Annotated in this window: 11 protein-coding genes; 4 read left to right on the top strand and 7 right to left on the bottom strand. The window is 69.7% G+C overall.

Annotated elements, in window-relative coordinates; genetic code table 11:
- Nucleotides 1-92 precede the first annotated feature (92 nt).
- Nucleotides 93-1,061, top strand: coding sequence for an NAD-dependent epimerase/dehydratase family protein (locus tag ACGRHY_RS29885; protein ID WP_394638800.1), 969 nt, complete (start codon nucleotides 93-95; stop codon nucleotides 1,059-1,061).
- Between the two features lie 481 nt (nucleotides 1,062-1,542).
- Nucleotides 1,543-2,442 (top strand): ScbA/BarX family gamma-butyrolactone biosynthesis protein, encoded by a 900-nt coding sequence (locus ACGRHY_RS29890; protein ID WP_394638801.1) that lies wholly within the window; start codon nucleotides 1,543-1,545, stop codon nucleotides 2,440-2,442.
- Between the two features lie 148 nt (nucleotides 2,443-2,590).
- Here the strand turns inward: ACGRHY_RS29890 and ACGRHY_RS29895 are convergent, their stop codons facing one another.
- The 3 genes from ACGRHY_RS29895 to ACGRHY_RS29905 are packed head-to-tail and all read right to left on the bottom strand — an operon-like array spanning nucleotide 2,591 to nucleotide 5,587.
- A complete protein-coding gene (locus ACGRHY_RS29895) occupies nucleotides 2,591-2,977 on the bottom strand; it encodes a DUF6009 family protein (protein ID WP_394638802.1) in 387 nt (128 codons plus the stop codon).
- Nucleotides 2,974-4,479: a DNA primase family protein gene (locus ACGRHY_RS29900; RefSeq protein ID WP_394638803.1), complete on the bottom strand. Its 1,506-nt coding sequence runs from the start codon at nucleotides 4,477-4,479 to the stop codon at nucleotides 2,974-2,976. Before ACGRHY_RS29900 ends, ACGRHY_RS29895 begins: the two co-directional genes overlap by 4 nt.
- Nucleotides 4,466-5,587 (bottom strand): bifunctional DNA primase/polymerase, encoded by a 1,122-nt coding sequence (locus tag ACGRHY_RS29905; RefSeq protein ID WP_394638804.1) that lies wholly within the window; start codon nucleotides 5,585-5,587, stop codon nucleotides 4,466-4,468. Before ACGRHY_RS29905 ends, ACGRHY_RS29900 begins: the two co-directional genes overlap by 14 nt.
- Nucleotides 5,588-6,310: 723 nt before the next feature.
- Between ACGRHY_RS29905 and tap the strand changes: the two genes are divergently transcribed.
- Nucleotides 6,311-8,467, top strand: coding sequence for a telomere-associated protein Tap (tap, locus tag ACGRHY_RS29910; protein WP_394638805.1), 2,157 nt, complete (start codon nucleotides 6,311-6,313; stop codon nucleotides 8,465-8,467).
- 9 nt (nucleotides 8,468-8,476) lie between these two features.
- Nucleotides 8,477-9,031: a telomere-protecting terminal protein Tpg gene (tpg, locus tag ACGRHY_RS29915; protein WP_394638806.1), complete on the top strand. Its 555-nt coding sequence runs from the start codon at nucleotides 8,477-8,479 to the stop codon at nucleotides 9,029-9,031.
- Nucleotides 9,032-9,166: 135 nt separating this feature from the next.
- On the opposite strand, the gene ACGRHY_RS29920 is transcribed toward tpg, so the two are convergent.
- From ACGRHY_RS29920 to ACGRHY_RS29935, 4 genes are all read right to left on the bottom strand, one after another.
- Nucleotides 9,167-9,640, bottom strand: a complete 474-nt coding sequence (locus tag ACGRHY_RS29920) for a helix-turn-helix transcriptional regulator (protein ID WP_394638807.1) — start codon at nucleotides 9,638-9,640, stop codon at nucleotides 9,167-9,169.
- Nucleotides 9,637-10,341, bottom strand: a complete 705-nt coding sequence (locus tag ACGRHY_RS29925) for a hypothetical protein (protein ID WP_394638808.1) — start codon at nucleotides 10,339-10,341, stop codon at nucleotides 9,637-9,639. Before ACGRHY_RS29925 ends, ACGRHY_RS29920 begins: the two co-directional genes overlap by 4 nt.
- Before the next feature lie 1,157 nt (nucleotides 10,342-11,498).
- On the bottom strand, nucleotides 11,499-11,918 hold the full coding sequence (locus ACGRHY_RS29930) for a helix-turn-helix domain-containing protein (protein ID WP_394638809.1): 420 nt from the start codon (nucleotides 11,916-11,918) through the stop codon (nucleotides 11,499-11,501).
- A gap of 56 nt (nucleotides 11,919-11,974) precedes the next feature.
- On the bottom strand, nucleotides 11,975-12,595 hold the full coding sequence (locus ACGRHY_RS29935; RefSeq protein WP_394638810.1) for a hypothetical protein: 621 nt from the start codon (nucleotides 12,593-12,595) through the stop codon (nucleotides 11,975-11,977).
- Nucleotides 12,596-13,753: the final 1,158 nt, after the last annotated feature.

Genomic DNA, 13,753 nt, shown 5'->3' on the forward strand with positions numbered 1-13,753 from the left:
CAGCTAGTTCGTATTTTCACAAGTTGCCTCCACGGGTGCCACACCCGGGGGCGATCCTTACCATCGCTCGAACCGCCGGGGGTCCCCGTACGATGCAGAACGTGCTGGTCACAGGAGCGAGTGGCTTCATAGGCCGCCATGTGGTCCGTGCCGCCCTTTCAAAACCGTCCGTCCGGATCCGGCTGGCAGGGCGCAAAGGACCCGAGGGGCCCGGCGGGGGGCGGACCGAGACCGTGCGGGCGGATCTTGCCGATCCCCCGTCCCTGCGGGGCCTGTGCGAGGGGACCGACGCGGTGGTGCACTGCGCCTCCCGGGTGGGAGGTGACGAGCAGACCCTGCGCGCGGTCAACGACGCGGGCACCCGGGCGCTGGTCGACGAGGCGCTGCGCCACGGGGTGCGCCGCTTCGTGTACGTGAGCACCGCCGCTGTCTACGGGCGCGGCCCCTTCCGTGAAGCCGACGTCGACGACCTGCCCCTGCGGCCCGGGTCGGCCACCAGCGTCACGCGCGCCTCGGCCGAGCGGCACGTGCTGGCGGCCGGCGGCACGGTGCTGCGCCCCCATCTCGTCTACGGCACGGGCGACCGGTGGGTGATCCCGGGCCTGGCCGGGCTGCTGCGGTTCGTGGGCTCGGGCGTGCGGTGCTCCTCCCTTCACTCCGCGGTCGATGCCGCCGCCCTGGCCGAAGCCGCCGTCGCCGCTGCCTTCCGGGGACCGGAGGTGGCCGGCGTCTTCCACGTCAACCACCCGCGGCCCGTGCCCGCTTCGGCCCTGATCGCCATGGTGCTGGAGTCACTCGACCTGCCCTCAAGGACATTGCTGCCCGCCGAACGGGTCCGGGCCCGGATCAGCGGCTCCCCCGAGGCGCTGCACCACTTCGACATGCTGGCGGTGGACCACTGGTTCCGCAGCGACCGTGTCTGGCAGGTGCTGGGCTGTGAACCGGGGCCGGCACCCGGTGAAGGGATCTCGGGCCACATGCCGTGGTATGGGCGCCTGCTGCGGCAGGAGCCCGGGACCGGGGCTCCAGGTCCAAACCGGGGAGTCCTGCCGCAGAGGTGACCGGGCTCCCCGCCCCTCGGGCAGGCCCGGGGGCCCCGCTCCGCGGCCGCCGGGACGAGGAGCACAGTTGACGGGGCCTGTGGAGACGAACGACTCCAGTGGGCACAGCCGCCCCTCATGGGGCATCGGTTTCCCCAGAGCAGGCCGATGTGGTATCCCGCGAAATAAAAAACCGCACAGTTGGTTTCTTGAAAGGGGTCGGGCGGCCGGGACCGGAGCCGCACCGGCGGTCCGCCTTCACCGCTCGGCGGTGGAGATCGGACCTGAAAACGTCATCTGCGAGACACGGACGAGGTCTTGAAAAGAAAACCGATGGGTCCGTATCTTTAGCGCCCTGAGCCACCTCGGAAAGCTCATATCCAGGGAGAAACGGGGGAGATCTCGTATGACCCTTCTCACAGTCCAGACGGCGGTCCCGGCCATACCGGAGCAGAGGAGTTGCGGTACCGCGGCGTCGGACACCCGCCCCGGTATCCGGTACATGCCGCGTCTGACGACCACGGTCCCCCGGGAGTACGTGCACCGGGCGAGCCATGCCGAGGTCTTCCTGACCGGCTGCGAGAAGCTTGACGACAGCCGCTTCGCCCTCACCGGCCAGTGGCCCCGGGCCCACACGTTCTTCATGAGCCCGGAGGGAGGGCACGATGCCCTCCAGGCTGCAGAAACCATTCGGCAGGCAGGGCTCTTCCTCGCGCACGCCGAGCTCGACGTCCCGCTGGGCCACCACTTCCTGCTGTGGGACCTGGATCTGACGGCGGACCCGGAGCAGCTGGCGGTCGGCTCGGGCCCCAGCGAGTTGTCCCTCCTGGCCACCTGCACGGACACCGTCCGCAAGGGCAGACGCCTCGTGGAGTTCAGCATGCGCATCGACATCGAACGCGCGGGCCGCCGCTGTGCCGTCGGCGGAGGCCGCTTCTCCTGCGTGTCCGGCACGACGTATCAGCGGCTGCGCGGCCCGGCGCAGGCGCAGGCGCCGCTCGCGCGCCGGGAACCGGACCGCATGCTGCCGCCGGCCTGCGCCGGCAAGGCCCTCCCCGGCGACGTGGTGCTCTCCGCCACCGACCGGCCCGACCGCTGGCTGCTCGACCCCGATCCACGGCACCCCATCCTGTTCGAGCACGTCGGCGACCACTTCCCCGGCATGGTCCTGCTCGAAGCCGCCCGCCAGGCCGCCTGTGCGCTGAGCCGACCTCACGTCCTGACGCCCGTCTCGTTCCATGCGAACTTCCACCGGTACGCCGAGTTCGGCTCACCGGTGTGGATAGAGGCCACGCCCCTGCCCGCCGGCGCCGCCGACACACGGAGTGTGCGGGTCACCGGTGTGCAGCAGGACCAGGCCGTGTTCACGGCCGTGATCGGCGCGCAGAGCCGTCGGAGCTGAACCCCTCCCCGCACACTCCGCCCGGCTCACCACCGGCTGATCCCACGAGGGCCTGATCCCGCGGTACGGGGTCAGGCCCTCGTCCCGTCCGGTGAAAACCGCCGGGGGAGGCGCCGGCCCAGGGGCGTCGGGCCGGCGCCCCGTGGCGCTACGGCAGCAGCTGCGGCACCGACGACGGCGGCCCTCCCTCGGACCGCTCGGTCTTGCGCCCCTTGCTGCCCGGGGACAGCGTGCGCGGGTCCACGGCCTCGGCGGGCGCCCCGGTTGCGTAAAGTCCCTGGGGTTCGGTGTCGCGGTCGTGCGGCAGTAACCAGAAGACCCGGCGGCGGAAGGTCCCCGAGGAGCGGGACGGCTTGGCGGCGGGCCCGAGCCGGGCGTAACCGACCATGCGGCCGTCCCGGTGGTAGGCGGGCCTGCCGCGCCGGTTGGGCAGCCGGTCCAGGCTCTGGCGCACGTAGTCGAGACCGCTGATGTCCTCGAGCCAGACGAGCTCGACCTCGTGGATGACCTCGTCCTCTGCGATGAGGGCGCTCATGCTGTCTCCTCGTCGGCGACCAGTCCGATACCCGGGTAGTACTTGCGCTGGTTGGACAGGATCATTTCCTTGGGCGAGGCCAGTCCCACCGTCTCGCGGACACGCGCCGCGAAGGCCCGGGACGAGATGGCCGGGGCCCCCTCATTCTGGCACCACGTCCTGTAGGCCGCGTAGAGCTGGGCCTGCTCCGCCCTGAGAGAAGGCGTGGTACGGCAGGATTCGCTCAGGAACCGCCCGGTGTGGTCCTCCGTCTCGGCATAGGCGGTCGTGGCGATCCGGACGCGCTCGGGCCCGGTGATGTCCCTCTCCCCCGCCAGGTAGCGGCGCGCCCCCATGATCAGCCAGTTGAGGATGCCCGGCCCCTCCTCGGTGACGAGGATGTCCGCCAGGTTGTCGATCTTGTGTTCGTCGGAGACGACACGCTCGAACGGGATGAGCCGCATCCGCCGCCAGAACGCGAAGCCGCCGGTGCCCACCTCGGGCCGGTGGTTGCCCAGCAGCCACAGCTTGTGCGTGGGCTGGAAGCTGAAGAAGTCCTGGCGCATCCGGCGTGCCTTGATGCGGTCGCCGCCGGTGAGCAGCTTGACACGGGCCTCGTCGAAACGGTCGCCGGGCTTGACCTCACTGCACACGATCACACGTCGGCCGTGCAGTTCGGCCAGGTCAGTGGGGTGCCCCTCGTAAGGGCGGGCCATCAGGAAGCCGGGCGGCGCGGCGTCGGCGTAGTCGCCCAGCAGCTTCATCAGGACGTCCAGAAGGACCGACTTGCCGTTCTTCCCGGAGCCGAACAGGAACGGCATGACCTGCGCGCCGACGTCACCGGTGATGGAGTAGCCGAGCAGCAGATGCAGGAAGTCGACCATCTCCGCGCCCTCGGGGCCGTCCCCGAAGGTGTCGGTGAGGAACCGGTCCCAGCGGGGGGCGGGCACCGGTTCGGGGGCCACGGCGGTGGAGCGGGAGTGGAAGTCCTTGTTCGGGTCCGGTGTGCGGGTCAGGCCGGTACGCAGGTCGACGATCCCGGCAGGGGTGCACAGCGCGTACGGGTCGGCGTCCAGCAGCGCCGCGTTCAGGACCATGCCGGGCGCGGACTTGGCCTGGGTGAGCATCGCGTTCATCCCGCTGGTGCTCAGCGCCCGGCGGCGGTGCTGCTGGAGCGCGGCGGTGCTGTGGACGCCGCGTGGGTCGCTGGTGGCGATGGACTCCGCCAGGTCCCCGGCGGCCCACAGCACGGTGTCGTCCTCGTCGATCTGCCAGCGGGTGCTGTCCCAGCGGAACCAGCCGAGGCCGGGCACGTGCCGGTAGTCGTCGGCGTAGAGCTTGACGAACAGTTTGGCGTTGCCGCGGTCGGTGAGGGTGTCGGGCAGCAGTCCGTCCGCGGTGGCCTCACCGGCCTGTACGGGGCCCGGCGCGACGTCACCGCAGGGCTCCGTGACGGGCTGGGCCAGGATCTGCGCGGCGACCGCCCGGGCGTCGAAGAGGACGTCGTCGTCACCGGAGATCATGTGTGCCCCCCAGGGCCAGCGGCCGCGTCCGGCCCGCGCTCAGACCGCTGCGGATGACGGCGGCGTAGCGGCGCTGCTGTCCGGGGCGGGCCCGCTCGGCGGACTCCGTCAGGGCCTGCTGCGCCTCCCTCTCACCGATGCGGCCCGCGGCGACGAGGCCTCCGGCGGTGTAGGCGGCCCGGTTGAGTTTCTCGGTAAACCCGGCCCCCTGGGGCACGGCGGCGCAGGCGGCCACCTCGGCGAGCAGGGCGGCCAGGGCCCGCGTCGCAGCGCCGCGCCCGCCCCCGGCGGCCAGGACGGCCTGCCGGGCACGTGGCGGCACCGGCCGGGGCGCGGGCACGTGAGCGGGAGGCAGGTGCCCGGTGCGCTCCAGTTCGCGGGAGAGCCAGTCCGGCAGCAGAGCGGGTTCACGCACCTCCCCCACGGGCTCATAGGCCCCGGCCCTGGTCACGGTGCCCGGGGCGACGATGTAGCCGCCGTGCGCCCGGATGTCGACCTGCCAGGCCAGCGCACGGCCGGCACCGGAGCCGGTCGAGCTCTGCCACCGGTGCCCGCGGTGGGCCCGGTACCACACGTGCAGACCCCCGGAGGGCGTACGCACCCGCAGGGTCGTCCCGTCATCCGCGGGGCTCCCGGCGCCGCGCAGGGCGGCCAGCACACCAAGCGTGTGGAAGCCGTTGGCGAGTCCGGTCAGGTCGACCGCGTCCGAGATCCTGATGCCGGGCAGCAGACGGTCCTGGCCGGGCAGCTGGTGCGGGTGCGCATCGATGTCGACGACGACCAGGCCCGCCGGGCCGCAGGCCACCCCGACGCCGAAACCGGGGTTGCCACCCCACCACTGCTCGACCCGGGCGAGGTCCAGCGTGGCGGCACGAAACCCGTGACACCATCGGCCGGCGGCCGGACAACGGCATCCCCGGTGTGTGTGCCCGGGCTCACGGCAGGGCGCACAGTTGCCCGCGGGCGTCTTGCGTCCCGGCGCCAGCGGATGGACCGGCCATCCTCGGCCGACACACCACCGGGCGGTGGCCAGGGAACGGGGAACACCTCGCCGGGCGGCCGCTGACTGCGGTGAGTCGCTGCATAAAACCCGCAGTTCATCGGCCATGCAGCTCCCCCGTCAGCGACCGAAGCGACTCAACAACAGGCACAGACTAGCGAAGCATTCGTGAAGAAGGAGGGCCCTGTGTGAAGAAGAATTCCGGGCATGCTGCTGCCCAGCGACTGAAACGGATCCGCCGCAGCGACCGGGAGTCGCTCGGTCGCTCCCTCGGCGGCTAAGAGAAACCGCAGGTCAGCGCACCCGTCAGCGATCCAACAGCGACTGAAGCGACTCAAGGCGTCCATATATGACGCACACGCGCACACACGCACGCACGCGAATGTCCTCATATACCGGAACGTTCAGTCGCTTCAGTCGCTGCCAGTGCCTCGCCCCTCGCCCTGACCTGCACTTTTCATCCAGCGACCGAGAGTGACCCAGCCCGTGGCCAGTCGCTGTTCTTCAGTCGCTGCGACCGGGCCCCCTCCTCGGGCCCCCGTCCGCATCGGTGCGCCTCCGGAGCCGGCGGCCGAAGCGACTCAAGCGACTCTGCGGCGGATGTATAGGCCGCCGTGCCGGGAGGGGTGCGTTCTCCCCCCGTGCGGGGGCCCAAGAAAACCGAGCGACTGTGGAGGAAAGTTGCGTCCGTGACTCCCACGGCGGAGCGGGTACCGATCGCCCCGCCGGTGGGCAGCGCGGATCCGCCGATGCCGCCGCGCCCGAACCCTGTGAACGCTGAATGTAAATTCAGATGTACGCGCGAAGTAAAATCCAGGACGGAGGTGTGGTGTGTCCGAGTTGTTCGATGCGGTCGATGCCCTGATCGAGACCCAGTCGCCCCTACCGCCGCCCGCGGAACGGGAACGACTGCGCAGGGCGCACGGGCTGAGCCAGGAACAGGTCGCCCAGGCTCTGAAGGTCCGGCGGGCGACGGTGGTGAACTGGGAGCGGGGCAAGACCGAGCCGCGACCGCCGCAGCGTGAGGCCTACGCCAGGCTGCTGGACAAGCTCGCCCAGCTCTATCCGCCGGCTCCCGGCCATGACGAACAGGCCACGCCCGCCACGTCTGCGGCACCGGGTCCGGTGCCGCAGACCTCCACCAAGTCCTCCGTATCACCCCAGAGCCCCACACCTCCACCGGCGCCGACCCCCTCACCCGCACCGACAGCACCCGCGCCTTCCCCGGCCACCGCGGCGGCAGCGCCGCGACCACGCCCGCAGCCCCGGGCGAACGCAGGAAAGCAGACTCCGGCCACCGCCCCGGGGACCGACCCGAGGTTCGCGAACGGTCCGCTGGCCGTCGTCGACGGCGACGGCAGCGCCTACTGCGTCGGCGGCCTGGTACTGGACTGCCCGGTGAGGACGATCCCCTCCCTGGTCGACTGGACACTGACCGAGGCACGGCTGGGGGCGCCTCGGTTGCACCGTAACGGCAAGGACGCCGACCCGCTGATCGTCCTCACCGCCGCAGCCGCCCAGCGCTTCGGCCTCCCCGCGACGTTGGAGGACCGCCGGGGTCTGCGCCTGCCCGAGGACCACGCAGCCGTACGGCAGCTCACGAAGGCCAAGTGGCAGCTCACCAAGCGTGGTTTCGGCCCCTGGGCCCGTATCTACCGCCCAGCCGCGGAAGGCCGGCGGCAGTGCGTCCAGCTGGCGGTCCTGCCCTGGGACGCACTCGACGCCCGCTCCTGGGGCGAGGTGGACCGACTGCCCCCGGCGGAGATCGCCCGTCTGCTCGGGGACTATGCGATGCGGGTCATCACTCCGCTCGGCTCCACGGCCGTGTGCGGCCTGGAGCTGATGACCGCGCTGCGCCCGCCGACCCGCGCCGTTCGCGACGAGGCCACCGGTGCGTGGGTGCCGGGGCCGACCCCGGGCAGCCTGACCGGGACCGTGGAGTGCGCACCGCCGGAAGCCCCCGACGGGCATCCGATCGTCGCCGCCCTCCACCCCCGCCACCACCAGCGCACCCCGGACGAGGTCCTGCTGGAGGAGGCCTACGACTGGTCCCGGGACCTGACCGACGAAGAGTGCATGAAGCGCTACGTGGTCGGAATCGACGTCAACATGGCCTTCGCCGCGGCCGCCAACCGGCTGACCGTCGGCCTGTCCACACCCGTCCACGTGAGGAATCCCGCCTTCGACAAGTCGCTGCCCGGCTCATGGCTGGTGGACCTGTCCCACATCGACCTCGACTCCCGCCTCCCCTCGCCGTTCACCCCCACCGGGCAGCGCCCCACCGGCCCCGCCTGGTACGCAACCCCCACCGTCGCGTACGCGGTGGAACTCGGCTTTCCGGTGCGGCCGACCGAGGCGTACGTCCGGCCCGAGAACGGCCCCTATCTGGACCCCTGGTACGTCCGGCTGCGGGACGCCTACCTGGCCACCATGGAGCAGCTCGGTGTCGTCCCCGGGATGGGGGAGGAGGAGTTCCTCGCCGCGATGGCCCGGCACAAGCGGACCGACCCCGGCCAGGCCGCCGTGCTCTCCGCCATCAAGGCCACAGTCAAGGGCGGGATCGGCAAACTCCGCGAGCGCCCCCGCGGCGGCGGGTGGCGGCCGGGGGAGCCGTGGCCGGCCCTGCAGCGGCCGACCTGGCGGCCGGACATCCGCGCCGCCGTGATCGCCGCCGCCCGGATCAACATGCACCGTAAAATGCTCAAGCTCGCCACCGTCGCGGACCTGTACCCGGTTGCGGTCCTCTCCGACTGCGCGGTCTACCCTTCCGATGGGCCGTCACCGCTGGACTTCCTGCCACGCACAGACGGCGGCAGGCCGCTGCCCGGTGCCTTCCGCCTCGGCGTCTCCCCCGGGATGGTCAAGCACGAGGGCTCCCAGACCGTCCTGTGGGCCGCCGAACTCCTGGAGGGGCACGGGACGGACGGCGTGAACATCGCCCGGCACATCAAGGACGGCAACGTCACCCTCGCGGACAACGGAGAGTAAGAAGTACCGATGGGCATCCTCGGGGACAGCCTCGACAAGGCCGTGGCCAACACCTTCACCCGCCCGATCCCGAAGTCGGCGCAGGCTCAGATGAGGTTCCTGGTCAGACGCGAGAAGGGGACCACGGCCGTCGCCCGGCTCCTGGGCGTCACCCAGCGCACCGTGGAACGGTACGTCGCGGGCACGCTCAAGCGCCCTCGCAGGCAGCTCGCCGCACGCCTGGAGGAGGAGGTCCGCAAGCGCTGGCAGCCCCGGGTGCGGGAGCGGGCCAGGAAGCGGGCCGCCACCAGTGGCGGCATCGTCATCGAAACCCGTGCCCGGTTCGGTTTCGCCGCCGCCCCGGGCAGCACCGACGACGCCCGCATCCGGCTGGTCACCCAACACCTGCCGCCCGCGTACGCAGCCCGGCTGCTCGACGCCAAGGCCGCCGGCGCCGATGAGGAACAGCTGCGGGGCATCGCTGCCGAGGGGCTGCAGGAGGTCTACTTCAAGAACCACGGCCGCCGCGCCCAGGGCCTGCAGGTGGAATTCACCGACATCGACTACGTCGAGTTCGACATCTGAATTTCTGCGGTCGGACACGTGCCGGAGGGACATGTGGCTTGGCGCTCCCCTGTCAGGTGAGCGGTTCATCTGACAGGGCTCAGTGCTCCGCTCCTGCGTCTCGGTGCGACCGCACCGCCGTACGCCACGAGCGGTTCAGCCGACCGCATGGAGGGACCCCCGCCGCTTGGCATCGGCCGCCTTCTTGGCCGCGGCCTGTGCGGCCCGCTTCTGGCGCTGCTGGGCGAGCTGGTCCTGGTAGGCCGCAACGGCGCGGTGGTAGCTCTCGACGAAGCCACGGGTGTCCAGGCGCTCACTGGTGGGCATGGCCGCCACCGCGGCCACGGCGTCCTCGGACGAGTTGTAGCCGGCCAGCATGGGATTGATCTGGTAGACGCCGTTGCGGACTTTCTTGACGAGCTTGGCCAGCTCCAGGGTGCGCAGGGCGGCGTTAACACTCGGGCGGCTGAGCCCCAGCAACTCGCCGATGGTGGCCTGGTCGATGGTGATGCGGCCGCCTGCCTCGCTGAGGGCACGGAGCTTGAGCAGAGCCCGGTAGGCAGCCGGTGGAAGGTCCAGGTCGGCGAGAAGGCCGTCGGCGTTGACCGCAGCGAATCGCAGGATGCTCACTGGATTGTTCCCTCCTCCTGGTGCTGCGCCCGCTTCAGACGGCGCGCAGCCCGCTCCTGGGCCCTCTTGTGCCTCAGCTCCTCGATGGCCCGGCGCATGTCCTCCAGCGACGGGTACCGCACCAGCTCCGGCAGAGAAGCATCATTGCGGATCTCCGAGATCGTCGTGTGCTGCGGGATCCTCACGTACTCGCCCCCGGCCGTCTCCGTGCCCGGGATGAACTCCGCTACACGGTAAGAGTAGGGAGGGTTGAACTGATAGACGCCCCGCTTGACCTTGAAGACGATGCCGTGCTGCATGACCTCCTGCAACGCCTCGTTGATCTTACCCCTGTGCACATCCAGGACGGTCGCCATCTCCTCCTGGGTGAGGTGGATCCGGCCACCGGCCTTCTGACAGGCGATCATCAGCAGGATCAGCCTCAACGGCAGCGCTTCACGGAAATACTGCGCAATGAGAAAGAAGAACTCCAACGAGTCCATGGAGAAGGCGTTGGGCCGCTCGGGAGCACCGTAGAACTCAAGCGGCTTGCGCTCGCTCTCCAGCGTCAGCTTCCGGTCCGGATAACGCCGCGCGACGGAGTCAAGGTCCTTGACCGGCGCCAGAGGCTGTCCCCAGGCGTCGATCGCATCGTCAACGGGAAGCTCCGGACGCGGCACGCGCTTCGGAGCTGGACGACGGCGCTGCGGCTCGGCTGCCACGAGGCTCTCCACTTCATTGATCAACGTGCGGCAGCAGTATGTCAGTCGTACCGACATTTATGTCGGTCTCACTGACGTTCCGGCGTGTTGTGTCCCCTCGGGAGCGACATATCTCCCCAGCGGACTTTCCCGAACGGAACCACACCGACTCCTCGGCACCCCATCCTCCGAAGCGCACAGAGACAGCCGAAACGTCAGCGTCACTGACGTTTTGTGGTTAAAAACGTCAGTGACGCTGACGTTTTGCTGACGATGTGTCCCCTCAGGAGCGACACATCGTCAGAGATATGTCGCTCCTGAGGGGACACATCTAACCCCCTCCCACCCTCTTGACCAGCCAATACACGGTCTCCGTACCTTCTATAGGGCACCGGTCCATCCCGGCGGCAAGCTGAGCCGGGCCGCCCTGCCCTGACAACCGGTGGATGAGCCAGGCTCGGGGTCCTGGATGTCCTGGCCACCATCCAGGTCCAAGTCGGTGCAGTCGTGTCGGGTCCGTGGGAGCCGGTCTCTGGAGAGAAACGATCTATTCACCCACGTCCATGGATCTCACCGTCCCCGACCACGATCCATGGGCCCCGGGCATATCCAACGACCCGGGCTGCGGCCGGAGGGAAGACCACGGATCCATCCACCAGCGACCCACCGAGTGCCACCTCCTCGGTATTACCTGAGTGATGTGGTGGTACGTGTCGCTTCGTGTGCGGTTCGGCCTGTCGGCCGCAGGCCGTGCGTGGTCCCGGCTGTGACACACGAACAGTTGAGGTGGCTGGGCCGGTGGCGGATTCCGCCGCCCGCCCCAGGCGGCACACGGCTGCTGCACGGGCAGCAGGGCGGGTCTCACCATCCAGCGGATCGTTGCTTCACCGGGGCTGGCTACGCAGTCGCCGCTGCTGGCGGACCGGTCGTCTGGCTGACCGCTGCTGTGCCTGCTGTCTGCGGCGTTCCCCTTGAGGGCAACGATGTACGCGCTTCTTGCGGCTAGGAGTGCTCGGGGCAGAGTTTGTTCTGCTGCTCCAGAACAATTCGGTTTAGCTGGTGCTACCGGATCGCTCACAGGGGGCGCGAAGAAGGCGCTGCACCGAGGGTGCAGCGCCTGGCGTGCTTCGCGTGGCCAGGAGCCTTTCGGGGGTCTCGGACAATGCCCATCAGGACGTTCAGCCGGTGGCTGCGAGATTGGCCAGCTGAGCGGCGAACCGGGCTCGTCGTTGCTCGGTGAAGCTCTTGGGGTCGGCGGCCTTGATCTCGGGCACCGCCATGACGGGGGAGGAGACCGCGCCGCCGGTCAGCAGCGGGTGGAGCTGGTAGCGGCCGTCCTCGAGGCCCCAGGCCAGTCCGCACTCGCGCAGCTCCTTGAAGCCTCGGTTCACGGTCGGCTTGCTTGCACCCAGCTCGCGTGCCATCTCGTTCTGGCTGATCCCCGCGGTGCCGGTCTCCGGGTCGCTGAGGTACAGCAGCTGGTCCAGGACACGGCGGCCGGCGGTGGAGACGTCGACCAGGGCCAGGAGGCGCAGGACGTCACGGGAGATCGTGACGGGGGCCTCTGTGGGAGGGGCGGGGACGTAAGAGCTGCTCACTGAGCCTCACCACTTCCGATCGGGTCGACGCTGTATCGAGGATATGCCGCGCAAGGTCATGCGCTCGCCTTGCGTACGGGCCCTCGCTGCCGAAGCGTGACGACCTTCTCCTTGCGGCGGGCGGCCTCGGCGGCCCTCTTCTCCGCCTCGCGCGCTTGGCGCCACTCGGTGGGGTAGTCGGGGTGCGGGATGATGCAGGCCGGGCCCTCCGCGCTGTTCCAGAGCTTCTGCCACTTCTCCTGCTCACCGGAGGTGCCGGCGACCGTGAGCCAGGGGTTCAGCTGGAGGATGCCGCGCTTGGCGGTGCGCATCCAGCCGATGTGCGCGAAGAACTGGCTGGCCTCGTTCACGGACGCCACCGACAGGTTGCACCGGGCCTGGAGGTCGCGCTGGCTGGTCTTCACAAAGCCACGGGGGGCAGTGCGGTCCTTGTCATCGGCCCGGTTGGCGCTCTGCAGCGCCATGAGCTTGCACCAGACCTGGAACCAGCTCCCGGGCATCTTCAGGCTGCCGAGCACGTTCAGCAACAGCCGAGCGTCCAGCACGTAGCCGCTGACCTCGGCGCTCGCGGCGAACTCGCGGCCCTGGATCTTCTCCACGCCCAGGATCAAGCCGCCCTTACCATCCGACCGCGCGACCACGCGCTCGCCGGGGCGAACGATCGGCAGCTGTTCCATCAGCACAGTCCCCCAGAAGTGATCAACGTTTCGGGCAGCACGGTAGCACTAGGTAAACCGGCTTGTTCTGGGGGAGCAGAACAAACGGTGACTCACGGTGACCTGGCAACCTGTCAGATTTGAGGTGACTTTGTTCTAGGTCTTCAGAACACCCGGGAGCCGTTTGTTCTGGAGACCTAGAACAAACGGTTTCGCATCGACGCAGGTCAGAGGCGGTTTCGACGCGGAACGCTCTTATGTGTCACTAGAGCTCGACCACCATGCGAACCCCCGCCGCCACCCCACGGTGCGTACAGGGCAAGGAGCTGCCAGGGGCGGGCGTGTCGCTGGTAACAACCGCCGCATCGGGGAGACCAGCCTCTGTGGCTGGGGCGGCTTTGCGCGTGCGGCACCGTGCACCTCTGCGGGCTGTGGACAGCAGCAGCGGCTCTGAGTCTCGGGCGGTGACGACCGTGACGGACAAACAACAGGAGGCGGGGCTGATGTCCGTGCGGGGTTCCGCCGCACGGCCCTGGGGGCCGTCCGGCTCCGGTACCTCCGCACGCCGGAATTCAGGCTCTCCGATATCTGAGGTCCCGTTCTGTGGCTCAGGTCCGCAACTTCCCAATCGTGTATTCCTCGCGTGAGTGGATAAACCCTAATTCAGCCGCCGACCACCTATCAAAAACCGCTTCCCGCACGGATGGTTGGGGGAGGGTCTCATTTTTCCGCCAACAGTACATGTTGCATCAACCGAATGCACCGCTACACCTCAACCCGACCAGGTCGAACCACCCCCACCTCGCGGCCAGCCCGGCCCGCGCAGCGGGCCCAACCACCGCCCACCACAGACACGCTGACGGCAGACCACCCACACCCCTTCGAACGCGACTCCGAAAGCGGGTTGGAGCGCAAGCGAACCCCTGACGCCGCGCAGCGCACCACCGTGCGGGCCAGCCCGAGCGCAGCGAGGGGCCCCGGCGCGCCAGCGCCCGCCCCTTCGCACTCCGCAAGCGAAGCGGAGGGAGCGCCCGCCGCGAAGCCCGGTGCCGAAAAGCGCAGCGGAGGCACGACGCGGAAGCGTGCGAACGGCGAGCGCAGCGAGCCACAACCGCAGCGCGAAAGCGCTGCCGGTTCGCTGCTCCGCGCGTCAGCGCGGAGGGGTCCCCGGCTTCCGCG

Source organism: Streptomyces shinuiensis (assembly GCF_043660855.1).
Classification (GTDB): Bacteria; Actinomycetota; Actinomycetes; order Streptomycetales; family Streptomycetaceae; genus Streptomyces.

Excerpts from the sequence above, each read along its gene's own strand:
- ACGRHY_RS29885 (WP_394638800.1), top strand. The coding sequence starts at position 93 with ATGCAGAACGTGCTGGTCACAGGAGCGAGTGGCTTCATAGGCCGCCAT.
- ACGRHY_RS29890 (WP_394638801.1), top strand. The coding sequence starts at position 1,543 with ATGCCGCGTCTGACGACCACGGTCCCCCGGGAGTACGTGCACCGGGCG.
- ACGRHY_RS29895 (WP_394638802.1), bottom strand. The coding sequence starts at position 2,977 with ATGAGCGCCCTCATCGCAGAGGACGAGGTCATCCACGAGGTCGAGCTC.
- ACGRHY_RS29900 (WP_394638803.1), bottom strand. The coding sequence starts at position 4,479 with ATGATCTCCGGTGACGACGACGTCCTCTTCGACGCCCGGGCGGTCGCC.
- ACGRHY_RS29905 (WP_394638804.1), bottom strand. The coding sequence starts at position 5,587 with ATGGCCGATGAACTGCGGGTTTTATGCAGCGACTCACCGCAGTCAGCG.
- tpg (WP_394638806.1), top strand. The coding sequence starts at position 8,477 with ATGGGCATCCTCGGGGACAGCCTCGACAAGGCCGTGGCCAACACCTTC.
- ACGRHY_RS29935 (WP_394638810.1), bottom strand. The coding sequence starts at position 12,595 with ATGGAACAGCTGCCGATCGTTCGCCCCGGCGAGCGCGTGGTCGCGCGG.